This is a genomic window from Candidatus Omnitrophota bacterium (assembly GCA_023819145.1).
Lineage (GTDB): Bacteria > Omnitrophota > Gorgyraeia > DTHP01 > DTHP01 > JBFWKV01.
On sequence record JAMWCW010000004.1, the window covers coordinates 1 to 26235 of the forward strand.

Consider the following 26235-nt stretch of genomic DNA (forward strand, 5'->3'; position numbering starts at 1 on the left):
GGCAACAATCAAGAAACATCTAAAATATTATTCAACCTTCTTGACCTCTGCAATACCGCTTATGGCCTGGCGCTTTAAGAGGACTCTTGATGAAAATCTCTGTAAAAGTAAAACCTAATGCAAAGCAAGAAAAAATAGAAAAGATTTCTGAGAATAAATTTCAGGTATGGGTAAAAGAACCACCTAAAGATCATAAAGCCAACAGGGCAGTGATAGAAGTTCTATCTAATTATTTCAGTGTCTCAAAATCCCAGATAAGAATTATCTGGGATTTTTATTCAAAACAAAAGTATATAGAAGTTGTTTTCTAACATATCTTATCCACAGATACTCCCATAATAGTCTATCCACAAGAGATATCTCTATCAAGATCCCCAGTATCCAAAAAATTATATGATGTTATTCTTTTTAGATAAAAATTATCTTGACAAAATAAAAAAGGCAATGTATATTATTAGCATATGCTAATAATGAGGAACTAGAATATGCCAAGGCCATTTAAATGTAGATTTATAAGATGTAGGCCCCAAGTAAATTATTTTAAGCCAAGAGGCATTTCTTTAGATAATCTTGAGGAAATTAACCTAACCCTTGATGAATTAGAAGCTATACGGCTTGCAGATTTAGAAGGGTTGTATCAGGAAGATGCGGCAGTAAAGATGGGTATTTCACGCCAGACCTTTGGCAATATTATAGATAGTGCCCACAAAAAGATAGCAGACGCCCTTTTAAATGCAAAGGCGCTAAAAATAGAAGGAGGTGTATATAAGATGGCAGGAATGAGAAAATTCATTTGTTATGGTTGTAATCATACTTGGGAGATTCCTTATGGAACAGGAAGGCCCCAAGAATGTCCTCAATGTAAAAGTACGAATATCCATCGCCACCCAGACGATAGGGGTTATGCCCGAGGAGGTGGTCCGGGTTATGGCAGAGGAAGATGCAGGAGGTATTAAAGATGAGAATATGTATTCCTACAGAAACAGATGAAGGTCTAAAAGCAGTTGTCTATGCACATTTCGGAAGCGCTCCTTATTTTACTATTTATGATGCTGAGAAAGATAGCATCGAAATAATAAATAATACGGATATGCGCCATATTCATGGCGCTTGTCAGCCAACAAAGACGCTTAGCGCAAAAAAGATTGGCGCGGTTGTTTGTTTGGGAATGGGAGCGCGCGCGGTTCAAGGATTGAATGCTTCAGGGATAAAGGCGTATCGTATTAGTCAGGGCACAGTGGAAGAGGTCATTAACCAATTCAAGCAAGGCTTGTTAGAGGAAATTACCGTGGAAAGCGCCTGCAGCCAGCATAGATGTCATTAAACTAAAGGTAAATAACTGGCTAGTTAGAGTGATGACAGAAAGCAGCTATAATTAATTTCAGACACACCCCAGATATACTCTTCCCACCATATTTATTTTTATTTTTAAAATCTGTACTGTATGGTAAAATAAACATATACCAAATAAAAAACATTAGCATCTTATGAAATTTAGAGAGGGAATTCTATGGCTTCTTTATGGGTAAAGGCAGGTATACGCGGAAATGAAGTGATGATTAATGCCAAAAAAAACTCCCATAAAAATAGAATTAAACTTTGATACTGCCTGTGAGCATGTTAGGGCTTTATTCGAGGAGTTAAAAGTAATCAACCTCGGCGAAGAGGTGTCTTGTCCAATGAATGAATCAACGGTTTATAAATTAGCCACAAAACATCTTTGTAGAAATAGCTGTATTGTGCCCGCGGCGATATTTAAGGCGATTGAAGTTACTGCCGGGTTATTTTTGCCTGCGCCGGCAAGCATTGAGTTTATAGAAGAAAAAATTTGAAATGTTGAAAATTACCCCCCCGCCTTCTTATCCCCCAGAGGAGGGATGTTATTTAAGAGGTAACGATAATTCTCCCGTTGCGGTTATTGTGATTTTAAAGTGGAGAAGAGAACAGACGCCCGAATCGATAGAACTGTTGGTAAGAACGGCTGTTGAGACTGGAGCGGCTTTATCCGGTACCCTGCAGACAGAAAATGTAGGATTAGAAAAGGTAATCTGTAATGTCATAGCCAATCCAAATATCAGGTATATTATCGTTTGTGGTCCGGAGTCTCCGGGCCATTTGGTCGGCGAAACCATAAGTGCCCTTTATAAAAATGGAGTTGATGAAAATAGAAGAATCATCGGGACGAAAGCGCCCGCCCCTTTTCTTTTTAACATACCTAAAGAATGGATAGATAGATTTATAACCCAAACCAAATTAATAGATTTGGTTAATGAGGGCTCGCCAGAAGTAATTAAAGAGGTGGTTTGGGCTTGTTATCAGGAGACACCCACAAAGCTTAGAGGATACGAACTTTGGGATATGGGCGCTTATGAAGCAGAGCCTATTTGCGGTAGGATTACTTGGAAGGTTACTAATCCTGCTTATGCGCCAAAAGATAAAAAAGAACAAGAGGCGTTTCAGAAGATGCAAGAATTGATAAAAAAACTCAAAGCGCGACAAAAATAAAAATCCATTCTTGATAAATACTTGCTGGATAATCTATGAAATCTTAAATTTCATTTTCCGAAATGATCCTAAAGAAACAGACTTATATAACCTATACCAATTTTGAATATCTACTTAATTAAAATTTTAGAGTCAGCAATAAGAGAAAAATATCTTTCCCAACTTCATTCCACCTCGTAGGTGGACTTTTAGTTTACCTCTGATGAAAAAGATAGTTAGTCAATCAATAATGATCTGGATTCTTCCTCTCATCTTGATTGGAGGATTACTCATTCCTATATTAGGATATCTGGTTTTAGCAATGATGGCTTTCTTCTTTACGCTTTCTTATTTTAAGGGAAGATTCTGGTGTAGATTTTTGTGTCCAAGAGGTGCATTTTTGGATTTGGTATTAAGTAGAGTCAGTTTAAAAAAGGAAAATTCCTAAATTCTTTTATCTTTTGAAGGTAAGATGGATTATATTTTTTATTTTCGTGGGATTATTTATACTGCAATTTATAATTTCAGCAAAGAACCTAAATGCAGTAGGTTTTATTTTTGTAAGGGTGTGCCTAATTACCACCATTTTATCTATATTTTTGGGAATTCCTATTCATCAGAGAACCTGGTGTCTGATTTGTCCGATGGGTAATTTGCAGGTAAAAATTAGGAGTTTTAATAAAAGAAATAAACCGGTAACCCTTGCAGATTCCTCAGGAAAGGAAAAAGAAAAATGATTCGTCTTGCTGTTATTATATCTACAATTACGGCGTTTCTCTTTTTTACTATAGACCAAAGTTCAGCAGTCAATTTTTACGATGGTTATCGTGCTGTAGAAGGATTATATTTCCTTACTTATTCCTCTGTATATTGCGGAGATAAAACCACCAATGACGAGGGTAAAACCGCTATAAAAAATTACGAATATCATAAAATAGAAGAGATATTTCGCCTTTCTTATTATAAGAAGAGTTGGGTTCTTACCGCGCTAGTACCGCTAGGTTATGTGCACAGCGGTTTTTATGATGTTTCTTCTTATGGCTTAGGCGATATTATTACAGGAGGAGGATATTTTCTTCCCTTTAACGAATTTGATGTTCTACCTATGTTCACTATAAAATTACCCACAGGAGAATACGATTCCCGCAAGAGTGTCAATTACGGAAGCAATCAATATGATATTAGAACCACACTTTTTATTTATAAAGCCATTGATAAGTTAAGTTTTGATGGGGCAATTCAGTATCGATTAAGGTTGGAAAACCCTGATACTAAAGTCTCACCAGGAGATGAACTAAGATTGGAAAGTCTTTTAGGTTGGCAATTGTCCAAAACATGTAAAGCTGGACCATCGCTAAGTTGGATGAAAAGCTCAAACCGTAAACTTGATGGAATTAAAGTTGCTGATAGCCGAAGGGAAACATTTTCGGTGGGAGGAGATATTTATTTTCGTCTTAAGCCCTTTAGTCTAACTTTTACTTATCTCCACGATGTATATGCAAAAAATACCATCCAAGGAGATTTCTTTCAAATCAAGACCTGTTATAAATTTTGAAAAAGTTTAACCTAGAATATAAATCCTCAAACCTGCTAAAAAAACGAATTAATGGCAATGTTTTTTAGCTTTACATCATAATATTTCTCTTGAATTTGTTTAAAATATATTATAATTATAAAGATATGATAAAAGGCTTTAGACACACTTGTATCTTGGTAAAAGATTTAGAGAAATCTCTAAAATTCTATCGCGATATTTTAGGGCTTAGAATAGAAAGGATTATAGAGTTAGAAGGGAAGTATCCAGAAAGAATTCTTGGTGTTAAGGGGATAAGATTAATTTATGTAAAGATGCGCAGTAGAAATCAAACCCAAAACAGTCCTCCCATTTTTGAACTTCATTATTGGAAAAAACCAAAAATAAACATAAAATCTGGATATAATCACATTTCTTTTACAGTTAAGAATTTGGATGATGAATATAAACGGCTAAAGAGACTGGGAGTGAAATTTATCTCCTCTCCCACCAAAACGCCTTACAACAATACTAAAGTTTGTTTCTGTTATGACCCCGATAAAAATTGGGTAGAGCTTGTGGAAGATTTGTAACTATTTAATATGTATATTTTTTTTCAAAATTTAACCCCTTTAATCCAAGCACTCATTGCGGGTTTTTTTACTTGGATGCTTACTGCTTTTGGTGCTTTTTTGGTTTTTCTGAGAAAAGAGTTCGGCCAGAAAACATTTGATGCTTTACTGGGTTTTGCTGGTGGAATAATGATTTCTGCAAGTTTCTGGTCTCTACTTCTGCCCGCGATTGAATTGTCAAAAGAAATGGAAATGGTTCCCTGGTTAGCTCCCAGTTTAGGTTTTTTAATAGGGACAATGTTTTTAAGAATTATTGATAAAATCTTACCTCATTTGCATATTGGTTTTGCTCAAGCAGAAGGATTTAAAACCTCATGGCAAAGGAGTCTTCTTTTAGTACTTGCCATTACTTTACATAATATTCCTGAAGGCTTGGCAGTAGGCGTAGCCATAGGAGCGACTGTTTTAAATTTTCCTAAAGAAAATCTTATAAAAGCCTTGGTTTTAGCTTTGGGTATTGGTATTCAAAACATACCTGAGGGATTTGCGGTATCTATTGCCTTACGCAGAGAAAAACTTTCACGTTTCAGAAGTTTCTGGTACGGGCAACTTTCGGGAATTGTTGAGCCTATTTTTGCAGTAATCGGTTGTTTAGCCACAATCCATATGCGTTATCTACTTCCTTATGCCCTGGGTTTTGCTGCGGGAGCAATGATTTTTGTGGTGGTAGAGGAAGTTATTCCAGAAGCACAACGCAATGGAAATACCGACTTAGCCACCTTAGGAACGATTTTAGGATTTATCTTAATGATGATTTTGGATAATGCTTTCGGCATATAGAATATGAAGGTGAATTTAGCTAAATCAGCAGGATTTTGTTTTGGGGTAAAGAGAGCAATTGAAATTGCTAAAAAGGTGGCTTCAAACAATAAAAAGGTTTTTATTTTCGGAGAAATTGTACATAATGAGCAGGTTTCCCAAAAGCTTTATAAATTAGGTATAAGAAAATTAGAAAGGTTAAAGAACGGAAAAGAAAAAATTTTGCTTATCCGTGCTCATGGTGTAGGAAAAAATATTCTTAAAAGAGCAAGGGAGGAGGGATATAAGATTGTAGACGCAACTTGCCCGATGGTAAAAGAGATTCATAAGATTGCTAAGGAAGAGGAGAAAAGGGAAAGAAAAATTATCGTTGTGGGAGATAAAAACCATGATGAGGTTTTAGGTATCATTGGACAATTAAAAACCGCTCCTATAGTAATTGATCCGAAAGAGAAAATAGGCATAAGAAAGATTAGAAAGATAAACAGAGCATCGGTAGTAGTGCAATCTACTCAGGATATAGAACAGATTGAAAAGATAAGAGGAATAATGGAAAAATATATTAAAGATTTAAAGTTCTTTAATACCGTCTGCAAACCTACCCGTATAAAACAAGAAGAGATAAAGACTTTACCTCGGGAAAATGATTTGGTGCTTATTATTGGTTCTAGTACAAGTGCCAATACTAAAAGGTTGTATGAGATTGCCAAAAAGATAAATAAAAATACCTTTTGGATAAATAACAAAAAGGATATAAAACCCGAATGGTTTCAAGGAATAAATTCTATTGGGGTTACTGCCGGAGCCTCTACTCCTGAAGAAACTATCAGGGAAGTTGTGGATTTTGTTAGAAAGTTAAATTAGTTTTTTCTTTGACTTTTTAAGCTATAAATGATATCTTAAATAAAAGCGATGAGGTTCGCTTTTGTTATCCCTGCAGGGATTGATAACCTCTACGTGAAAGTAGAGGTTTTATTTTATAAGATAAAATGGAAACAAAACATATAGCTTTTTTCAATCTTCTGGAAGCCCTAAAAGAGAATTGTCCCATCTGCTTCTTGCTAAGAAAAAACATAGATAAATCTATGCGTGATTTTTTATATGAAAGGGTAAACGATTCTCTATTGAGACAGAAACTAAGAAGATCATTGGGTTTCTGTAATCGTCATGCCTGGCAACTACAGAAAATAGGGAGTAGTTCAGGGCAGGCGATTATTTACCAAGACCTTTTAGAATTAATCTTAGGAAAAATAAAAATAGATAGTCGGAAATTAGTAGAGAGAAAGGAATTATGCTTATTTTGTAAAGAAGAAAATGATACTCTCGAGCATTATACACAGATATTCTGGAGAAATTTTAATGAGCCTGAATTTATTTCTCAATATAAAAAGTCATTTGGAGTTTGTTTCCCTCACTTAACTTTATTGATTAAGAAGAATAAAAATTCAAAACAGATTGCAGAGCTATTATCTTTAGAACGAGAAAAAATATCAGAATTAAACAGGAATTTAAAGGAGTTTATAAGAAAATGCGATTGGCGTTTTTCTAAGGAAGAGCTTGGTAAAGAGAAGGACGCTTGGATTAAGGCAATTGAAAAAATAACCGGTAAAGAAGGAATCTTTTTATAGTTTGAACTTTATGGCGATTTTGCATATAATACCGCTAAGCAATATATCCATAATCCGTAAAAGGTAAATAACAAACACAACAAACCAACGGATTTAGAAAAATAAACAGAAATAACTATTAAAAGGAAGGAGGTTTTATGTCAAACTTTAATTTTTTGTTAATTGCTCCTTTGGGGTCAATTTTAGCCCTTATCTTTGCGGGATTTTTGGCTTGGAAGGTTTTAAGACAAGACCGCGGAACAGAGAAAATGCGTGAAATTGCAGATGCGGTTAAAGAAGGGGCCCGAGCTTACTTGAGAAGACAATATTCGGTGGTTTCCTTATTCTTTGTGATAGTTTTTTTTGTCTTACTCTGGTTAAGTTTAAAAGGATACTTGGTAATTTTTGTCCCTTTTGCTTTTCTGAGCGGAGGTTTTTTTTCTGGCTTGGCAGGATATATCGGAATGAGTATGGCCACCAGTTCCATTGACAGGACCGCTAACGCCGCACGAACAAGCTTAAACAGTGCTTTGAGAGTGGCTTTCTCAGGTGGAGCAATAATGGGCTTTGTTGTTGTAGGACTGGGGCTTTTAGACTTAAGTATTTGGTATTGGTTACTAAACTGGTATTATTCCACTCATCCCTTGCCAGGGGGAATGGATAAAATTGCCGCAATTACTTCTACCATGCTTTGTTTTGGGATGGGTGCAAGTTCTCAGGCACTTTTTGCACGTGTTGGAGGAGGAATTTTCACCAAAGCAGCAGACGTCGGAGCAGACCTTGTAGGAAAAATGGAAGCAGGAATACCTGAAGATGACCCTCGAAATCCAGCAGTAATTGCGGATAATGTAGGAGACAATGTGGGAGATGTGGCAGGAATGGGAGCAGACCTCTATGAGTCCTATGTAGGTTCAATTGTAGCCACTATGGCTCTGGCTGTTTCTGCAAATTTGGGAATAAAAGGCGTAACTATTCCCCTAGTGATGGCAGGAGTAGGTGTGATTGCCTCTATGCTGGGAACATTTTTTGTAAGAGCTGGAGAAAAAGCAGAGCAAGGAGTATTGCTTAAAGCGTTACGTAAAGGAATTTTTTCCAGTGCAGTTTTAATCGCCATTTTTTCCTATTTTGTAATAAAGATTCTACTTGGAAATGAGCTTATCGGCGTATACGGAGCAGTTCTTTCCGGACTTTTGGGAGGAATTTTCTTGGGACTTTCCACAGAATTCTTTACGTCCGATAAATATCCACCAACGCGGTTTGTTTCTCGCACTGCATTAACCGGTCCGGCTACCGTAATTATTGGTGGTCTATCGGTGGGAATGCTTTCTACCACAATTCCTGTGGTTATTGTAGCAATAGCCATTTTAGCAAGTTTCTATTTTGCTGGAGGAGCACATAATTTTAATTTGGGGCTTTATGGAATAGGAATCTCTGCTGTGGGTATGCTTTCTACTTTAGGAATAACTTTAGCCAGCGATGCATATGGCCCAATTGCCGATAACGCTGGAGGCAATGCACAAATGGCTGGCTTGGGAGAAGAGGTAAGAAAACGCACCGATGCCCTTGATGCGTTGGGAAATACTACCGCGGCTACGGGGAAAGGATTCGCTATTGGTTCTGCCGCTTTAACCGCTTTGGCTTTAATTGTTGCTTATAAAGAGCGAATTGAATGTTTAGGAAAATCCCTAGACTTAAATTTCTTAAATCCGCGTCTTGTAGGAGGTATTTTTGTAGGAGGAATGCTTCCCTTCTTCTTCTGCTCTTTAACGATGGGAGCGGTAGGAAGAGCAGCAGGTAAAGTTGTAGAAGAAGTAAGGAGGCAATTTCGGGAGATAAAAGGTTTGGTAGAAGGAAGAGCAAAAGCAGAGTATGGTAGATGCGTAAGCATTGTCACCGCCGGTGCCCAGCGGGAAATGATTTTGCCATCTCTATTGGCCATAATATCTCCTCTTTTAGTAGGTATCTTTATGGGATTGGAAGCAGAAGTAGGACTATTAATGGGCGCACTTGTTTCTGGTTTTGTTTTAGCGGTAATGATGGCAAATACCGGTTGTACCTGGGATAACGCAAAGAAATATATCGAGGCAGGTAATTTAGGAGGAAAAGGCTCCTTGGCTCATAAGGCCAGTATAGTAGGAGACACTGTGGGGGATCCCTTTAAAGATACTTCAGGACCATCATTGAATATTCTCATAAAACTCATGTCGATGGTCTCTATCGTTTTTGCTTCATTCATAATTACCAACACAATGTGTAAATAAACTCTAAATAAGATTTAAAACCTTTCCAGTTTCATTTTGGTTTTAGAGTTTATGGTTTTTAGATAGTATAGTAGCCGAGCTTCTTTAAGATAAGGGGATTTTCTTGCCAGTTTCTCTCCACTTTAACATGTAGGTCTAAGAATACTTTCTTCTCTAAAATAAGTTCTATTTCTTTCCTTGACAGCTCCCCAATTTTCTTAATCATCTGTCCATTTCTTCCAATAACAATTCCTTTTTGCGAATCTCTTTCCACTAAAATAATTGCCTTGATATAAATGATATTCTCCTTACGTGTCACAATGTCTTCTACCAGAACCGCAGTAGAGTAGGGAAGTTCATCTTTTAAAATATTGAGAATCTTTTCGCGAATAATTTCTGAGATGTTTAATTTAAGAGGAAAATCAGAAAGCATGTCCATGGGATAGAATGGAGGACTTTCGGGAAGTAGAGAGAATATTATATCTAAAAGTTCCGCAACATTTTTACCTTCCAAGGCGGATAAAGGAATGTAATATCTAAGAATGTTTTTTTCGTTCCCTATATTTTCCTGCCAAAGTTTTATGTATTCATTAACAAAACCTGTTCCTTTATCCTGCTTATTGAGCACCATAATAACCGGTTTATTTATATTTTTCAAGTTGTTTATAATATTCTTTTCTTCTTCACCTGGTGGACGAGTTAAATCCACAACATATAAAATAAGGTCGCAGTCGGTTTTTGCCCTTAAGGCAGTAGTATTTAAATATTTTCCCAATTCACTTTTAGGAATATGCAAACCCGGGGTATCTACAAAGACAATTTGACCTCTTTCTTCATTGAGAATGCCTCGGATCTGAAATCGAGTGGTTTGTGGTTTCGAAGAAGTAATGCTTACTTTCTCCTTTAAAATATTATTGAGAAGAGTAGACTTTCCTACATTTGGTCTTCCGATAATTGCTACAAATCCACATTTTTTATCCATGTTTTAAATATAACAGTTTTGAGATAGATATTCAATATCAATATAAATTATACCAAATACTTATGCTGTTATTATGTTTTTCGTTGACAGATATCTCAATTTTTGCTATATTTAGTTACATTAATATTTAATTAACTTAAGTATAACAATTATTCCTATGTCAATTAACCAATTTAGCAAGAAAATGGTGATTATCTTGCCCAAGGTAATGAGATTAATGACCAAAAGGCAATCTAATGAATTATTTAAAGGAAAAATTACCTTACCACAGTTTATAGTTATGGAGTTTTTATATAGAGAGGGACCTGCTATGATGTCAAAAATAGCAGAAATTCTATCGGTAAGTGCACCTGCGGCAACAGGGATTGTGGATAAGTTAGTCAGAGATGCATATTTAATACGGGAAAGCGCACCGGAAAGCAGAAGAATCATATTGATAAAGCTTACTAAAAAAGGCAAGAAATTGGTTGAAAGAACAGTTAAACAAAGGCAAATCTTAATCAAGGATATTTTTGGTAAACTTGAAGAAAAAGAACGCCAGCAATATTTATACATCTTGAATAAAATTTATAAGGTTCTTCAGAATAATCACAAAGGCACAGTATGAGAAAATTTATTTTATTTATCTATCTGATAGGCATTTCTTTATCCTGGGCAAAAGAACCTATAAAGCTTACCCTTGAGGAAGCAATAACTATTGCCTTGCGGGATAATCGGGAGATTCTTATTAAAGAGGAAGATTTGAAGAAGGCAAAAGAGAAATTAAGAGAAGCAAGGGCAGGAATTTTCCCCAAAATCAGTTTAGGAAGTTCAATATCGGAGACACTCGATTATTACGATAAAAATACTACCAATTTCTCTAACCAGCTATCTCTAAAACAATCTCTTTACACCGGCGGTAAAACTTTAGGTAATATTAAAGAGACTAAATATAGAATAGAAATGAATCAGGCTTCACTCAATAAAACTATTTTAGAAACAGTTTATACTGTTAAAAAGGCATTTTTTACTCTCCTCTTAGCGGGAGAATATGCTAAACTAAATGAATTAATTCTTGCAAATACCAAAAATCATTTTAAGGTCGTTAGCGAACGCTATAATAACGGCCAAGCATCTGAATCAGAGCTTATTAAATTACAACAGGCGATGGCAAGTGTAGAGCACATTTTTCTTACATCTCTTAATCAAATAGAAGGGGCAAAAATGAACTTGAGAAATTTACTTAATTTGGAAAAAAGCATAGATATCGAACCTGAAGGCAAATTCATCTATGAGCCGAAAGAGATAGCTTTTGATGAAGTTTATATTAAAGCACTTAAAGAAAGACCTGAATTATCGTTCTACGAAGCACAAGAAAAAATAGATAAATTACAAAAAGAAACTGCCAGAGCAGAAATCCTTCCTAGCGTATATGCCTCATGGGACTATTATATTAATCGTTCTAATGCTCCGCAAGCGATTTCAAAAGATTGGGAAAGTCATCAGACCATTGGGATTGTCTTAACCTGGCCAATATTTGACGGTTTTGCTACTCAGGCAAAAATAAGTCAGGCAGAAATTGATTTAAAAGAAACTCAACTGCTTAAAGAAAAGACCATTATGGATATAGCCTCAGAATTAAAAGATGCTTATTTAGAGTTAAATAACGCTCTTACAAAATTAAAGGCAAAAGATACAGAAATAAAATTCTACGAAGATAATCTACGCATAATTAACGATAAGTATAAAATGGGGATTGCAAGCAGTTTGGATTTAGAAGATGCAAAATTGGGATTTGAAATCTCTAATTTTAATCTTAAAGAAGCAATCTATGACTATCTACTTGCAAAAGCAAGAATGGAGAGGGCAATAGGGGAGATAAAATGAGAATCCGAAATGTTGTTCTAGCCTTTTGTGGATTTTTAATGCTCAGTGGTTGTCAGAAGAAATTAGAAGTAAAGAAAGAGGTTCTTCCAGAAACAATTCCTGTAAGGGTAATTAGGATAAAACCAAGAGACCTATTAGAGACTATAGAGTACGTTGGGGATATCAAAGCCAAGGATGAAGTTTTAGTTTATCCCAAAGTAACAGGAAAAGTTATCGAAAAGGTAAAAGAGGACGGTAGTTTTGTAACGAAAGGAGAAACAATATTATATATTGACCGCGATGAAGTAGGATTTAAGTTCGAAAAGGCACCTGTAGAAAGTCCTTTGAATGGAGTAATCGGAAGGGTTTATGTAGATTTAGGAGAAAACGTTGGTCCTCAGACTCCGGTTGCTAAAGTCCTAGATTTAGATAAGGTAAAAATTAAATTAGAAATACCCGAGAAGCATCTTCCCCGCATCTCTTTAGGTCAAAGAGCAAAAATATATGTAGATGCCTATCCCGCCCAAGAATTTAGTGGAGAAATAACTAAAATCAGTCCGGTATTAGATAGTGATACTCGAACGTTTCCTATTGAAATAACTGTAGCCAATCTCAAACATCTTCTTAAATCTGGTCTCTTTGCTCGTGTAAGTCTAATCATTTCGGAGCATAAAAATGTTCCGGTTATTCTAAGAGAAGCAATTATCGGTAAAGAACCCGATTTATATGTTTTCACAGTAGAGGAAAATAAAGCGTTTTTAAAGAAAATTAAATTAGGAATCCGCCAAGGTCAGTATTATGAGGTCATTGAAGGGTTAAAAGAAGGCGATTTAGTAGTAGTTATGGGACAACAAAGATTGTATGAGGGAGTAGAAGTAACAGTCGAGGAAAATAGTGATTGAGTTAAAAATTATAATATCAAAAGTCTAGAAAGTCTTTAAACATGAAATTACCTGAATTTGGAGTTAAAAGACCGGTTACAAACTTAATGATTTTTGCAGGAATAATTATTCTGGCAATCTACAGCTTATCACGTTTGGGAGTAGACCAGATGCCGGAGATTGAACCGCCAGTAATTAGTGTAATTTCTGCTTATCCGGGGGCAAGTCCTGAGGATGTAGAAATAAAAGTAACTGAACCTTTAGAAAATCAACTGGCTACAACCCCAGGAATAGAAAAAATCACTTCCATTTCTGCAGAAGGAGTTTCTGTAATTACTCTTAAATTTGCCTGGGGAACTAATCTTGATAACGCTTCAAATGACATTCGCGACCGTATTGAATTAGCGAAACGTTCCCTACCGGATATACCAGACGAGATGGAAAACCCTTTTATCTTTAAGTTCAATACTGCAATGATGCCTATTCTGTTTGTAGGAATTACCGCTCAGCAAAATTATGCTGAACTTTTTGATTTAATCGATAAACAGATTGCTGACCCCATTAGGCAAATTCCGGGTATAGGAACGGTACAATTATTTGGAGGTTTGGAAAGACAGATTAATGTCTGGATAGATAGAGGTCGTTTAGAAGGATATGGGTTTTCTATTTTGCATATTTTAGATGCATTAAGGAAGGAAAACATAACTCAACCCGTAGGAAATTTAAAATCAGGTTTAACCAGTTATCTCGTAAGACTCCCCGGAGAATTTTCTTCTCCCGAGGAGTTAAACTCTGTAATTTTAGGAAAAAGGGGAAATAGAACAATATACTTAAGAGATGTGGCAAGAGTGGAAGACAGCTTTAAAGAAATAACCCTTGAGGCAAGAATAAATAAGAATCGGGGTATGATGATGATGGTCCAGAAACAAACAGGGACCAACACTGTAGAAGTGGCGAAGAGGGCGAAAAATCTCTTGAGCGAATTAGAAAAGAAATTGCCTAAGGATATAAAGATAAATACGGTTTTTGACAGTTCTCAGGATATCATAAATTCTCTAAATTCCCTAAAAAGTTCTCTTTTGAGGGGCATATTTTTTGTAATTTTGGTAGTCTGGTTTTTTTTAAGACAGTTCAGAACCAGTTTGATTATTGCTTTGACTATTCCCTTCTCCTTACTAATTTCTTTCATCTATCTTTTTTTGCAGGGAAGAACTATCAATATCATAAGTCTATCTTCCTTAGCTATTGCTTCTGGGATGGTAGTGGATAACGCCATTGTGGTTGTGGACAATATTTGGAGACATATAGAAAGAGGTGAACGTTTGCGTGAGGCAGCAATTTTTGGTACCCAGGAAATGTTTCTGGCAATCATTGCTTCCACCTTTACTACCATCGCCGTATTTTTACCTTTCTTTTTTATACGCGGAATAATCGGAATTATGTTTGGGGAATTGGCAATGGTGGTTACTATAACTTTATTTGCCTCGCTGTTTACTGCTTCTACCTTTAGCCCCATGTTATGTTCAAAATTATTAAAAGAAAAACAAACAACCGGAACACAAAAGAAAGGGTTAAGTAAACTCTACGAATTCTCAGAGAAAGGCCTCAAATCTTTAGAAAATTTATATTCTCAAATACTTTTATCAAGTCTCAGACATAAAAAATTAATTATTTTTTGTTTCTCTTTCTTATTCATTTCAAGCCTTTTTCTTCTGCGCTTTTTAGGTAATGAATTCATCCCTGAACAGGACACAGGAGATGTGCGGGCTACCATTCGTCTTCCACTAGGCACACGTTTTGAGGAAACAAGAAAAATTGCTTTAAGGATAGAAGAAATCTTAGAAAAAAATGTCCCCGAAAAAAGAGTTATGTTTGTAAGACCAGGAACAACCACGAGTATGGGGAGAGCTTTTAGAGCGTCGGGGGAATCAGGAGAAAATATAATCGTTGCCGGAGCAAAACTCGTTCCCAAAACAGAAAGAACACGCTCGGTTTTTGAAATTGGACAGGTTTTGAGAAAAGAAATTGGTAAAATCCCCGGCGTGTTAAGAATAGATATTTCTACTGGTAATCCCATGGGAAGAATGATTACCGGAATGGGGGGAAAGGCAATTCAGGTAGAAATTGTAGGACACTCTTTTGAAACGACAAATACCTTAGCGGAGAAATTGAAAAATATAATTGAGAAAATTCCCGGAGCAGTGGATATCAGTATTTCGCGTGAAATAAGCCAACCTGAATTGAGGATTGCCGTAGATAGAGAAAAAGCCTCTATTTTAGGTTTAAATATGCAGACGATTGCTTCTTCGTTAAAGGCTTACATTGAAGGTTCTACTGCAACAAAGTATCGCGAAAAGGGTGAGACTTACGATATCTATGTGAGATTGGAAGAAGCTTCACGCACAAAGATAGAAGACATTGAGAATCTATCTGTTGTTGCTCCTCTAACCGGAAACCTCGTAAAGCTGGCTAATTTTGCAAAGGTTTACGAAACCACAGGACCTGTAGATATTGAAAGAACCAACCGAGAGAGGGTAGTAAAAGTTGAATGTAACGTCTTTGGAAGACCAGTAGGAAAGGTTAGGGAAGATATCGAACAAAACTTGAAACAGTTGGTTATACCTTCAGATATAAGAATTAACTTTGGAGGAGAAGCTGAGGAGCAGATGAAGGCCTTTAAAGATTTAACAATTCTGCTAATCTTAGGCATTATTCTTGTCTATATGATTATGGCGGGACAATTTGAGTCTCTCCTCGATCCCTTTGTAGTAATGTTTAGTGTTCCTTTTACTTTCTCGGGGGTGTTCTTAGGGCTTTTTCTTACCAAAACAACCCTTAATGTTATTTCCTTCATGGGTATAATAATGCTTATGGGAATAGTAGTAAATAATGCTATAGTTTTAATCAGTTATATAAATATATTGCGCGCCAGGGGACTGGTTATGTATGAAGCAGTAGCGCAAGCAGGAAAAGAAAGATTAAGGCCAGTGTTTATGACTACTTTTACTACGCTGGCTGGTCTTTTTCCTATGGCTTTTCTAAAAGGAGAAGGTTCAGAAGTATGGCAACCTCTGGGTATAACCATGATTAGCGGATTAACTGTTTCCACTTTTATCACCCTTATTTTTGTACCTACACTCTATACAGCCCTAGAAACGAGGGTTAAGCAAAGGAGAGAAAGGCGCTTATGAAAATGGTAATGATTGTCTATAATGAAGCAATAGAGGAAATGGTGATGGAAATTATGGTAAAATGTGGCTTAAAAAATTACACAAAAATTGCCGGGGTATATGGAAAGGGAACATCTTCAGGAACGCACTTAGGAAACGATATCTGGCCAGGAAGAAATAATCTTTTATACGTCGCCTGTGAAGAAAAAGAAAAGAATGAAATGGTTTGTTGCATTAAAGAATTGAGAAAGAGATTTGGATACGAAGGGGTAAAGGCATTTGTTCTTCCGGTAGAGGAAATAACTTAAAATGATTCTTATAAAACTATTTTTTACTTTTCTTAAAATTGGACTATTTACTATTGGAAGTGGCTATTCAATGCTTGTGCTTGCGCAGAAATATATAGTAGACACCTACCAATGGTTGACGATGGAGGAATTTACAGACTTAGTGGCTATTGCCGAATTAACCCCCGGCCCAATTATCATAAATTTAGCTACCTTTGTAGGAACAAGGGTTGCCGGGTTGAAAGGAGCCATTCTTTCCACCGTCGGACTTATTATCATCCCTTTTGGATTTTTATTTATTATTGCCAGCAAGTATTTACAGCTTAAAAACTTTCCTTTTATGCAAAATTTTCTTAATGTCATTAGGCCCATTGCCATAGCGCTTATTACCATTGCCATCATAAATCTTTTTAAAACATCAATTACCAACCTCAAAACTTTCTTAATTGCAATCATAGCGATTGTCCTCTTGCAATTTTTTAAAGTTAATCCTATATTTATAGTAATTGGAGGATTAATTATTTCCCTTATTTTTAAAGTATGAGGATACTAACACGCCTACTCTTGAAATTATTTGTAAAAGATTACGGAGATTTTCATAATCCGGGAGTAAGGGCAAAATATGGCTATCTGGAATCAGTAACGAGTATCATCGTTAATCTAATTCTTTCGCTGGCCAAATTCTTACTTGGTATCCTTTCTAACAGTATCGCCCTTATCGCCGATTCTTTCCATACCTTTTCCGATGTGATCACCTCGGTTATTGTATGGGTAGGATTCAAAGCTTCGCAACGCCCTGCAGATAGTGAACACCCTTTTGGTCATGGGAGAATAGAATTTATTTCTACCTTAATCATCGGAGTTTTACTGTTATTTGCAGGATTTAATTTCTTAAAAGACTCTTTCCTGCGTATATTAAATCCCCAAGCAGTAAAAGCAGGCCTTGGAACCATTATTTTTCTTGTTATTTCTGCGTATCTAAAAGAAGAATTGGCAGTATTTGCTACAGAATTAGGGGAGAAGATAAAAGGTGATTCCTTACTTGCTGATGCCTGGCATCATCGCACTGATGCCATCGCTTCTTTATTGATAATTTTATCGATCATCGCCTCAAAATTTGGTTACTTCATTGTTGACGCTTTTTTAGGGTTAATAATCTCTTTAGTAATAATTTGGCTGGGAATAAAATTTGTTCATAAATCTTCAAATAAATTAATAGGTCATGCTCCCAATAAAGAAATTTTATATAAAATTCAAAGTGAGGCATATAAAATTAAAGGGGTAAAGAACATCCATGACATAGAGATTCATGAATATGGAGAAGAATTAAGAATATCCTTACATATCAAAGTAAAATCCCGACTCCGTGTAGACTCTGCCCACCAAATAGCAGAAGCAGTAGAGCAAAGGTTGAAAGAGAACTTGGGAATTTCTGCAGTAGTCCACGTCGACCCCCTATAATCGTAAGTTAGAGTAGACATTCTTCCTTAAATTTTTTGATTTCTTTTTTTATCTTATAATGCTATAATTAATGTTCAAAAAAAGGACAGTTATGGAAAATATATTCCGTTTCTTCAAATGGTTATACCCCGGCATGCGGATTAAGCGCTGGATATTTCTCTGTGCCTTGGGTATATTCTGCGTGAGTATTGGTTCGGCAAAGGTTGTCTCCCAGAGAGACCCGTTGTTTATCCTTAGCGGTTCTTTACTGCTTTTATTGGGAATAATTTTATTAACGTTAGGTATAAAATATATGGTTAAATCATTTATCAATATAATATTGCCTGAAAAAGATAAAGAATTGGTAGATATTGTATATCAGAAAAGACACTTACAAAAAGGCCCGCGTATCGCAGCAATTGGAGGAGGAACAGGACTGTCTGTGCTTCTGCATGGAATAAAAGAATACACTTCCAACATTACAGCGATTGTTACAGTAGCAGATGACGGTGGTAGCTCGGGAAGAATACGGGAACAGTTTGACATGTTGCCGCCAGGAGATATTAGAAACTGCTTAGTAGCCCTTGCGGATGCCGAACCTTTAATGCGTGAGTTGTTTCAATTTCGTTTTGATAATGATTCCGAATTAAAGGGGCACAATTTTGGCAATCTTTTTATAACCGCACTCTCTAAGGTTACTGGAGATTTTGAAAAAGCCATCAAAGAGTCAAGTAAAGTATTGGCTATAAGAGGGCAGGTAGTTCCCTCTACCCTAAATAAGGTAAAACTGATTGCCGAACATACAGATGGAACAAAAACAATAGGGGAATCCAAGATTCCCAACCGCGGAATGCCCATCAAAAAACTTTACCTTAATCCTCTGGAATGCAACCCTACTGATGAAGCACTAGAGGCAATTTATGAAACAGAGGCAATAATATTGGGACCGGGAAGTTTATATACATCAGTTTTACCTAATCTACTTGTCCGGGGTATGACAGAAGCAATTTTAAGAACAAGTGCAATAAAAATATATATCTGCAATGTAATGACTCAGCCCGGAGAAACTGATAATTTTACCGCCTCTGACCATGTTAAGACAATTATTGAACACACTCATCCCCGTATTATTGATTATTGCATCGTAAACACTGCCCCCATTCCCTATTCACTACGGGAGAAATACAAAGAAGAAAATGCTTATCCTGTAACAAACGATTCTGCAAAAATCAGAGAATGGGGATATAAAGTTATAGAAGAGGATGTAATTTCTACAACCAACTTTGTTCGGCATAGTCCCGAAAAACTTGCACGTTGTATTATGGACTTGCTAAACTCCCTTAGAAAATGAATTCAGTAAATATGGAAAAGATGAAACTTTTGATAGCAATTCATTCGCATCAACCTGTGGGGAATTTTGACCACGTTTTTGAAACCGCATTTAATAAGGCCTATCTTCCTTTTCTGGATGTTTTAGAAAAACATCCTCAGATTAAAATAGCTCTGCATTACTCCGGAAGTCTCTTGGATTGGTTAGAGCATAAAAAACCAGAGTTTATTCAACGTATCAAGAGATTAACCGAGAAAAAACAGATAGAGATCCTCTCTGCGGGATATTATGAACCAATCCTCGTTCTTTTGAACGAAGAGGATAGAATTGGGCAGATAAAGCTTTTAAATGAAAAAATATTCCATCTCTGGTCAGTTAAGCCACAGGGTGCCTGGCTTACGGAGAGAGTTTGGGAACCTGATTTGCCCAAGACTTTCAAAGAAGCAGATATAGCTTATACAATCGTGGATGATACACATTTTGAAAAAACAGGAAAAATGCGCGAAGAGCTCTGGGGGTATTACCTTACCGAATACGATAACAAGATTACCAAAATATTCCCCGGTTCGAAGTTTTTACGCTACGCATTACCTTTTAAGCTTCCTGATGAGACGATAGGTTATTTAAAACAATCTTTTAACATAGGAAGAAAGGCTATAACCTTTGCTGATGATGGAGAAAAATTTGGTCTCTGGCCAGGAACCTACAAATGGGTATATGAAGAGCACTGGTTAGAAAGGTTCTTTCAAATTATTGAAAATAACGGCGAATGGTTGGAAACAGTAACTTTTAGTGAATATTTAGCAAAATTTCCTCCTACGGGAAGAATCTATTTACCCTGTGCAAGTTATGACGAGATGCTCGATTGGTCAAACGGATATTTTAGGAATTTTTTGGCAAAATATCCTGAAGCAAACCATATGCACAAAAGGATGCTGGAAGTAAGCAGGAAAGTACAAAATGCAAAATGCAAAATGCAAAGTTTAGAATTTGAAGAGGCCAGACGTTATCTCTACATGTCCCAGAACAATGACAGTTATTGGCACGGTGTATTTGGGGGATTGTATCTAAACCATTTAAGATGCAGTGCCTACTCTAATCTTATCCGAGCAGAAAATATCGTGGAGAAATCCTGCTACAATAAAAATGATTGGTTAGATTACAAGACAGATGATTTCGATTGCGATGGGGCAAATGAGCTTATGCTGTCAAACAAACTACTCAAAATCTATATAGACTTAGAAGAAAAAGCTGGCATCTACGAGATTGACCATAAAGATAAAGAAATTAACATTGTAAATACTATCGCCCGAAGAAAGGAGAAATATCACGATAAAATAAGAGAAAAAATTCTTGCAAACACCGAATGTTCTACCCATCGCGAGAACACAGCCAGTATTCATGACATAGAAAAACACATACCGCGAGAATGGGAAGAGTTCCTGGTCTATGACCGTTATCGTAAAGGATGTCTCCTGGAACACTTTCTTAACGCTGATGTTACCAAAGAAAATTTTTTAAAGAATAATTACGAAGAAAAGGAATCTCTTCTTAATAGATATATATTGGATTCTGTAGACCAAAAGAGTAGTTTAATCAGAGTAAATTTAAAAAGGGAATTTTTTTGTGATGGGCTACCTTTTGAAATACAAAAAACTTTAATACTGGAATCAAATATGAAGAGGATATCCTATGCTTATTCAATCTTAAATAAATCAAAAACATTTTGGAATGGAAAATTTGCAGTGGAATTCAATTTTTCCCTATGGGATAACCTTCTCTCATCTTTAGGAGAAAGAGACAATATAAATAATTTATTAATTAAAGATACTTGGTTTGGTATAGAGATAGAAATGAATTTTAACAAACAGGGCAAGCTCTGGCACTTTCCGGTAGAAACAATCTATGAAACAGAAAGTGGTTTTGAGAAAACCTACCAAGAATTGGGGATTGTTCTTGTTTGGGAACTAAACTCCATCCCAGAGAAAGAATTTAGAATCTCAGGTGATTTTGAACTTAAATAGTATGAAAAAAATAAAGAAAAAAATATTAGTCAGAAATAAGCAAGGGTTACACGCCCGACCTGCTGCTCTTTTTGTGCAATTGGCTAATAAATTCGAAGCAAATATTGTGGTGCGTAAAGATAAACTCACCGCCAATGGTAAATCAATTATGGGGATTCTTATGTTAGAAATAGGACCGGGAACAGAAATTTGGATTGAGGCAGAAGGAGAAGATGCGGAAAAAGCAGTTACCGCCTTAGAGAAAATCATTTTAGAGGAAGAAACGCAACTAATCAAATGAATATGGAAGAGGAAATATTAAAAGACAAAGAAGAGAGGATTTTAAAAGGCATTCCTGCTTCCCCCGGAATAGCTATTGGACGTGCTTTTCTTATTGATACTGAAGAACCTACTATTCCTCGAAGAGAGATTTCAGATAAAGAACTACCCAGCGAAATAGCCAGATTTGAGGAAGCATTGATTCAGACAAGAAAAGAGATTTTAGAGATACAGAAAAAAATTGCGGAAGAAATGAGTTCAGACCATGCTGAGATATTTAACGCTCATTTGCTTGTCCTGGAAGATAAAATGTTTTTAGAAGAGGTCATCTCACGGTTAAGAAAAGAAAAATTCACTGTAGAATACATCTTAGTAGATGTAATAAAAAAATATATAAAGGTTTTCTCCAAAATGGATGACGAATATCTCAGGGAAAGAATCAGTGATATAGATGACGTTGGCAAGAGGATACTGCGCAACCTTATCGGACAACAACGACAGGATTTGAGTAAATTAAAAGATAAAGTAGTAGTCGTCGCATATAATCTTTCTCCTTCAGATACCGCTTTGATGCATAAAGAGAATGTGCTCGGTTTTGTTACCGACATAGGAGGACGCACTTCTCATACCGCAATCATGGCAAAATCTTTAGAGATTCCTGCGGTGGTAGGTTTAGAAAAAGTTAGCCGTTGGGTTAAAAACGGTGATTATCTTATTGTTAACGGTAATGAAGGAATAGTAATTATCAATCCCCAAGAAGAAACCTTAAGTAAATACGAAGAAGAATTATTAAGATTTAAAGAATTTACACGTAGATTAGAAGGCCTGAAGGACCTCCCCGCAGAAACTTTAGATGGTTACAGAGTAAAAATAGCAGCAAATATTGAATCTCCCCAAGAAATTCCTTCTGTGCTTGCGCATGGTGCTTTTGGAATAGGACTTTATAGAACAGAGTATTTCTATATGAACCGAAAAGATTTGCCATCGGAAGAAGAACAATACGAGGCATACCGCCGAGTAGCAATTCAGATGGCTCCTAATCCGGTTACGATAAGGACTCTAGACTTGGGAGGAGATAAATTTATTTCTCAATTAGAAATACCTTACGAGATAAATCCTTTTATGGGGTGGAGGGCAATAAGATTCTGTTTAGCAAAACCAGATATATTTAAAACGCAACTTAAAGCAATCTTAAGGGCTTCGGTAGATGGAAAACTTCGACTGATGTATCCTTTAATTTCGGGAATAGAAGAACTACATCAGGCTAATGCTATTTTAGAAGAAGTTAAAAAAGAATTAAATGAAAAAAATATTCCTTTTGATAAAAATTTGGAAGTGGGTGTAATGATAGAGGTTCCTTCTGCCGCAGTTACAAGCGATATTTTGGCAAAAGAAGTAGACTTCTTCAGTGTGGGCACAAACGACCTTATTCAATATTCATTAGCAGTGGATAGGGTAAATGAAAAAATTGCTTATCTTTATGAACCTGCTCACCCTGCAATCATAAGAATAATCAGAAATATTATTAATTCTGCCCATGCAGAAGGAATCTGGGTAGGAATGTGTGGGGAGATGGCTGGTGAAATACTCTTTATCCCCGTTCTTTTAGGGCTGGGGTTAGATGAATTCAGTGTCAGTCCCGTAAGTGTTCCGGAAGTCAAACAGGTTATCCGCGCAATAACTCTTACCCAAGCCAAAGAGATTGCCCAAGAGTGCCTTTCCTTGTCCACCAGTGAAGACATCCTGAGATTTTTAAAGCTAAAATTGAAAGAAATTATCCCAGAAATAATCATCTAAAGATAAACTATGCTTGATTTAATTAAGAAATTTGACTCTGCAGATATGCTCACTATGCTACAAAACTTCCCCCAGCAATGCAGGGATGCTTTCATGTTGGGCAAAGGAATAGAACTTCCTTCCTCATACCATCAATTCAATAATATAGTTTTCTCAGGTATGGGAGGTTCAGCTATTGGAGGAGACATCATCCGCACTTACTGCTTGTACAAATTAAATCTACCTATCTTTGTATTCCGCAACTATAATCTTCCCAGTTTTATTAATGAAGATACCTTATTTTTTGCCTGCAGTTATTCCGGAAATACCGAAGAGACCATTGCTTCTTTCCAAGAAGCAAGAAGAAAAAAAGCAAAAATAGTCGTTATTTCTTCTGGCGGAGAACTCATTACTTTAGCCCAGAGGAAAAACATCCCTTTTATAAAAATTCCCTCCGGATACCCACCACGTCAATCATTAGGATATTTTGTATTTGTTCCTCTTTACCTCTTACAAAAGATTAAGATATTAAATAACTTAGAGCCAGAATTAGAAGAGACCTTCTATCTTTTGGAAAGGATGCGCGATAAAAAACTTAGTCCAGAAATCAAGAAAGAAAACATTGCTTTTGACACCGCCTTGCTTATGTTAAACAGGTTTCCAGTAATTTATAGCCAAATAGATTACTTAGATGTTGTTTCTATGCGTTGGCGAGCACAATTAGCAGAGAACTCCAAGGTGCTTTCTTCTATAAATTTCTTACCTGAGTTAAATCATAATGAAATAGTGGGCTGGCGATTTCCAAAATCTGTGCTTAAAAATTTCATAATCTTCTTACTAAGGGATAACACTGAACAAGCACGGATAAGACTGAGAATAGAGATAACCAAGGAGCTTCTCAAAAAGGACGGTTTCCTAATTAAAGAGGTTCGTGCAGAAGGCAGGTCGCTGATGGCAAGGATTTTATCTCTTATCTATATCGGAGACTTTGTTAGTTACTATTTAGCTATTTTGAACCAGATAGACCCTACACCTGTAAAGCCAATTGCTTATTTAAAGAAAAGATTAGCAAAAATTAGTCATAAAGGTAAATAAGATGAAAGCAATAATCTTAGCAGCAGGATATGCTACAAGACTTTATCCCCTTACTATAAATTTGCCCAAGGCATTACTTAAAATAGATAACAAACCCATTGTTGAATTTATAGTAAACAAATTAGAGAAAATTAAAGAGATAGATGAACTTGTCATCGTAAGCAACAATAGATTTTATGCTTTATTCGAAGAATGGCTCAAGAAAATAAATTTTAGTAAAAAAACCAGTCTCATTAACGATTTAACCAATGCCGAGGAAAACCGTTTAGGAGCCTTAGGAGATCTTGACTTCGCAATTAAAAAATCTAATATAGATACCGATATTCTGGTTATTGCCGGAGATAATATTTTTGACTTTGATTTAGAGAACTTTATTAAATTCTCTCAAAGAAATCATAGTATAAATATAGGAATTTTTGATATAAAATGTGTTGATTGTGCTAAAAAATTTGGGGTAGTGGAAATAGATACCTCTAATCGAGTTACTAAATTCGTAGAAAAACCAAATAAACCTTTCTCTACACTTATTGGAATAGGGATCTATTTTCTTCCCAAATTTGCTATCAATTTTGTAAAGGCGTATCTGGCCCAGAATAACCCTCAAGACGCCTTGGGTCACTTTTTAGAATATCTGCTTAAAAATAAAATAGAAATTCTGGGTCATAAATTTGCAGGGAAATGGTTTGATATCGGAGACGTCGAAGCTTACGAAGAAGCACAGAAATATTTTGGTAAAGAAAGGACTTAATATGGAAAGAAAAAGATATTTACTTACCTCTGAATCCGTGACAGAAGGGCATCCCGATAAACTTTGCGACCAGATTTCGGATGCTGTTCTTGATGAAGTTTTGAGACAGGATAAGAATGGTCGTGTTGCTTGTGAAACCTATGTTACGATGGGATTAATTATTGTAGGAGGAGAGATTACTACCTCGGGGTATGTAGATACGCATAAACTCGTGCGGAAACTTTTATATAATATCGGTTATACCCATCCTTGCTATGGCCTGGATTACAATACCTGTGCTATCCTAAATGCTATTCATACTCAATCACCCGACATTGCCCAAGGAGTGAATCGAGGAGGCGCGGGAGACCAAGGAATTATGGTTGGCTACGCCTGTCGAGAAACTGAAGAATTTATGCCTCTGCCTATAGTTTTGGCCCATCGTTTAGTAAGGAGAATGGCCGAAGTGAGAAGAAAGAAAATTTTAGGATATTTAGGTCCGGACGGAAAATCTCAAATAACGGTAGAGTATGATAATGGTAAACCTTTACGTGTGGATTCGGTAGTTTTGGCCTGTCAACATACTGAAGATATTTTGGATAAAACGAAACAGCAGATAACTAAAGAGGCGAGAAAAGAAATTATTAATACTATAGCCTTCCCAGTTTTAGGAAAATTCGTTGATAAAAAAACAAAATTTTACGTAAATGAAACGGGAAAATTCGTTATCGGTGGTCCTCAGTCCGACACAGGAATGACGGGAAGAAAGATTGTTGTAGATACATACGGAGGAATAATTTCCCATGGGGGAGGAGCATTTTCTGGAAAAGATCCCACAAAAGTAGACCGTTCTGCTAGTTATATGGCAAGATACCTTGCTAAAAATATCGTTGCCGCAGAAATTGCAGAAAAGTGTTGTGTACAACTTGCCTATGTCATTGGACAAGCAGAACCTTTAGCAATCTATGTGGATACCTATGGAACAGGTAAAATCCCTGAAGAAAAAATCATTAAAATTATTAAAAAACACTTTTCTTTAACTCCTCAAGGTATAATTGAAACACTTAACCTTTTAAGACCCATCTATCTTAAAACCGCCTGTTATGGACATTTTGGCAGAAATGAACCGGAATTCAGCTGGGAGAAATTGGACAAGGTAAAGGAAATTCAAAAATCTACATAGGA

At 36.2% G+C, this 26235-nt stretch carries 28 protein-coding genes; 27 read left to right on the plus strand and 1 reads right to left on the minus strand.

Features of this window, described 5'->3' with window-relative positions; all coding sequences use genetic code 11:
• The first annotated feature begins 89 nt into the window (after nt 1-89).
• From NC818_02835 to NC818_02895, 13 genes are all read left to right on the plus strand, one after another.
• On the plus strand, nt 90-311 hold the full coding sequence (locus NC818_02835; protein ID MCM8783700.1) for a DUF167 domain-containing protein: 222 nt from the start codon (nt 90-92) through the stop codon (nt 309-311).
• A 174-nt stretch (nt 312-485) separates the two neighbouring features.
• Nucleotides 486-956 carry a DUF134 domain-containing protein gene (locus NC818_02840; GenBank protein MCM8783701.1) on the plus strand — a complete coding sequence of 157 codons (471 nt, stop codon included), beginning with the start codon at nt 486-488 and terminating at the stop codon, nt 954-956.
• 2 nt (nt 957-958) lie between these two features.
• Nucleotides 959-1324, plus strand: a complete 366-nt coding sequence (locus NC818_02845; GenBank protein MCM8783702.1) for a NifB/NifX family molybdenum-iron cluster-binding protein — start codon at nt 959-961, stop codon at nt 1322-1324.
• 238 nt (nt 1325-1562) lie between these two features.
• Nucleotides 1563-1832: a hypothetical protein gene (locus NC818_02850; protein MCM8783703.1), complete on the plus strand. Its 270-nt coding sequence runs from the start codon at nt 1563-1565 to the stop codon at nt 1830-1832.
• Between the two features lies 1 nt (nt 1833).
• Entirely contained in the window at nt 1834-2505 is a 672-nt protein-coding gene (locus NC818_02855) for a tetrahydromethanopterin S-methyltransferase subunit A (GenBank protein MCM8783704.1), read from the plus strand.
• Between the two features lie 202 nt (nt 2506-2707).
• On the plus strand, nt 2708-2932 hold the full coding sequence (locus NC818_02860) for a 4Fe-4S binding protein (GenBank protein MCM8783705.1): 225 nt from the start codon (nt 2708-2710) through the stop codon (nt 2930-2932).
• Between the two features lie 13 nt (nt 2933-2945).
• The gene (locus NC818_02865; GenBank protein ID MCM8783706.1) at nt 2946-3221 is read left to right on the plus strand and encodes a hypothetical protein; all 276 of its coding nucleotides are present in this window, start codon (nt 2946-2948) and stop codon (nt 3219-3221) included.
• Nucleotides 3218-4039, plus strand: a complete 822-nt coding sequence (locus NC818_02870) for a transporter (GenBank protein ID MCM8783707.1) — start codon at nt 3218-3220, stop codon at nt 4037-4039. The genes NC818_02865 and NC818_02870 overlap by 4 nt, the downstream gene beginning before the upstream one ends.
• Before the next feature lie 125 nt (nt 4040-4164).
• A complete protein-coding gene (locus tag NC818_02875) occupies nt 4165-4590 on the plus strand; it encodes a VOC family protein (GenBank protein ID MCM8783708.1) in 426 nt (141 codons plus the stop codon).
• A gap of 9 nt (nt 4591-4599) precedes the next feature.
• On the plus strand, nt 4600-5409 hold the full coding sequence (locus tag NC818_02880; GenBank protein ID MCM8783709.1) for a ZIP family metal transporter: 810 nt from the start codon (nt 4600-4602) through the stop codon (nt 5407-5409).
• Between the two features lie 3 nt (nt 5410-5412).
• Nucleotides 5413-6252, plus strand: coding sequence for a 4-hydroxy-3-methylbut-2-enyl diphosphate reductase (gene ispH / locus NC818_02885; GenBank protein ID MCM8783710.1), 840 nt, complete (start codon nt 5413-5415; stop codon nt 6250-6252).
• 125 nt (nt 6253-6377) lie between these two features.
• Nucleotides 6378-7016 (plus strand): DUF6062 family protein, encoded by a 639-nt coding sequence (locus tag NC818_02890; protein MCM8783711.1) that lies wholly within the window; start codon nt 6378-6380, stop codon nt 7014-7016.
• Nucleotides 7017-7153: 137 nt separating this feature from the next.
• A complete protein-coding gene (locus NC818_02895; GenBank protein MCM8783712.1) occupies nt 7154-9256 on the plus strand; it encodes a sodium-translocating pyrophosphatase in 2103 nt (700 codons plus the stop codon).
• A gap of 58 nt (nt 9257-9314) precedes the next feature.
• Here the strand turns inward: NC818_02895 and era are convergent, their stop codons facing one another.
• A complete protein-coding gene (gene era / locus NC818_02900) occupies nt 9315-10217 on the minus strand; it encodes a GTPase Era (protein MCM8783713.1) in 903 nt (300 codons plus the stop codon).
• A gap of 157 nt (nt 10218-10374) precedes the next feature.
• On the opposite strand from era, the gene NC818_02905 reads away from it, so the two are divergent.
• The 14 genes from NC818_02905 (at nt 10375) to metK (ending at nt 26233) form a co-directional block, all read left to right on the plus strand.
• A complete protein-coding gene (locus NC818_02905; GenBank protein MCM8783714.1) occupies nt 10375-10824 on the plus strand; it encodes a MarR family transcriptional regulator in 450 nt (149 codons plus the stop codon).
• Nucleotides 10821-12083 (plus strand): TolC family protein, encoded by a 1263-nt coding sequence (locus NC818_02910; protein MCM8783715.1) that lies wholly within the window; start codon nt 10821-10823, stop codon nt 12081-12083. Before NC818_02905 ends, NC818_02910 begins: the two co-directional genes overlap by 4 nt.
• Nucleotides 12080-12964 (plus strand): efflux RND transporter periplasmic adaptor subunit, encoded by an 885-nt coding sequence (locus NC818_02915; GenBank protein MCM8783716.1) that lies wholly within the window; start codon nt 12080-12082, stop codon nt 12962-12964. The genes NC818_02910 and NC818_02915 overlap by 4 nt, the downstream gene beginning before the upstream one ends.
• A 41-nt stretch (nt 12965-13005) precedes the next feature.
• The gene (locus NC818_02920; GenBank protein ID MCM8783717.1) at nt 13006-16134 is read left to right on the plus strand and encodes an efflux RND transporter permease subunit; all 3129 of its coding nucleotides are present in this window, start codon (nt 13006-13008) and stop codon (nt 16132-16134) included.
• Nucleotides 16131-16421: a hypothetical protein gene (locus NC818_02925; protein ID MCM8783718.1), complete on the plus strand. Its 291-nt coding sequence runs from the start codon at nt 16131-16133 to the stop codon at nt 16419-16421. Before NC818_02920 ends, NC818_02925 begins: the two co-directional genes overlap by 4 nt.
• A gap of 1 nt (nt 16422) precedes the next feature.
• On the plus strand, nt 16423-16944 hold the full coding sequence (locus NC818_02930) for a chromate transporter (GenBank protein MCM8783719.1): 522 nt from the start codon (nt 16423-16425) through the stop codon (nt 16942-16944).
• Nucleotides 16941-17861, plus strand: coding sequence for a cation diffusion facilitator family transporter (locus NC818_02935; protein MCM8783720.1), 921 nt, complete (start codon nt 16941-16943; stop codon nt 17859-17861). The genes NC818_02930 and NC818_02935 overlap by 4 nt, the downstream gene beginning before the upstream one ends.
• A 91-nt stretch (nt 17862-17952) precedes the next feature.
• Nucleotides 17953-19191, plus strand: a complete 1239-nt coding sequence (locus NC818_02940) for a YvcK family protein (GenBank protein ID MCM8783721.1) — start codon at nt 17953-17955, stop codon at nt 19189-19191.
• Nucleotides 19188-21194 (plus strand): DUF1926 domain-containing protein, encoded by a 2007-nt coding sequence (locus NC818_02945; GenBank protein MCM8783722.1) that lies wholly within the window; start codon nt 19188-19190, stop codon nt 21192-21194. The genes NC818_02940 and NC818_02945 overlap by 4 nt, the downstream gene beginning before the upstream one ends.
• A 1-nt stretch (nt 21195) precedes the next feature.
• Entirely contained in the window at nt 21196-21474 is a 279-nt protein-coding gene (locus tag NC818_02950) for an HPr family phosphocarrier protein (protein ID MCM8783723.1), read from the plus strand.
• A gap of 38 nt (nt 21475-21512) precedes the next feature.
• Nucleotides 21513-23249 carry a phosphoenolpyruvate--protein phosphotransferase gene (gene ptsP / locus NC818_02955; GenBank protein ID MCM8783724.1) on the plus strand — a complete coding sequence of 579 codons (1737 nt, stop codon included), beginning with the start codon at nt 21513-21515 and terminating at the stop codon, nt 23247-23249.
• 9 nt (nt 23250-23258) lie between these two features.
• Complete coding sequence (locus NC818_02960; protein MCM8783725.1) at nt 23259-24323, plus strand: bifunctional phosphoglucose/phosphomannose isomerase; 1065 nt, start codon at nt 23259-23261, stop codon at nt 24321-24323.
• A 1-nt stretch (nt 24324) separates the two neighbouring features.
• The gene (locus NC818_02965; protein MCM8783726.1) at nt 24325-25071 is read left to right on the plus strand and encodes a nucleotidyltransferase family protein; all 747 of its coding nucleotides are present in this window, start codon (nt 24325-24327) and stop codon (nt 25069-25071) included.
• Nucleotide 25072: 1 nt separating this feature from the next.
• Nucleotides 25073-26233 (plus strand): methionine adenosyltransferase, encoded by a 1161-nt coding sequence (metK, locus tag NC818_02970; GenBank protein ID MCM8783727.1) that lies wholly within the window; start codon nt 25073-25075, stop codon nt 26231-26233.
• Nucleotides 26234-26235: the final 2 nt, after the last annotated feature.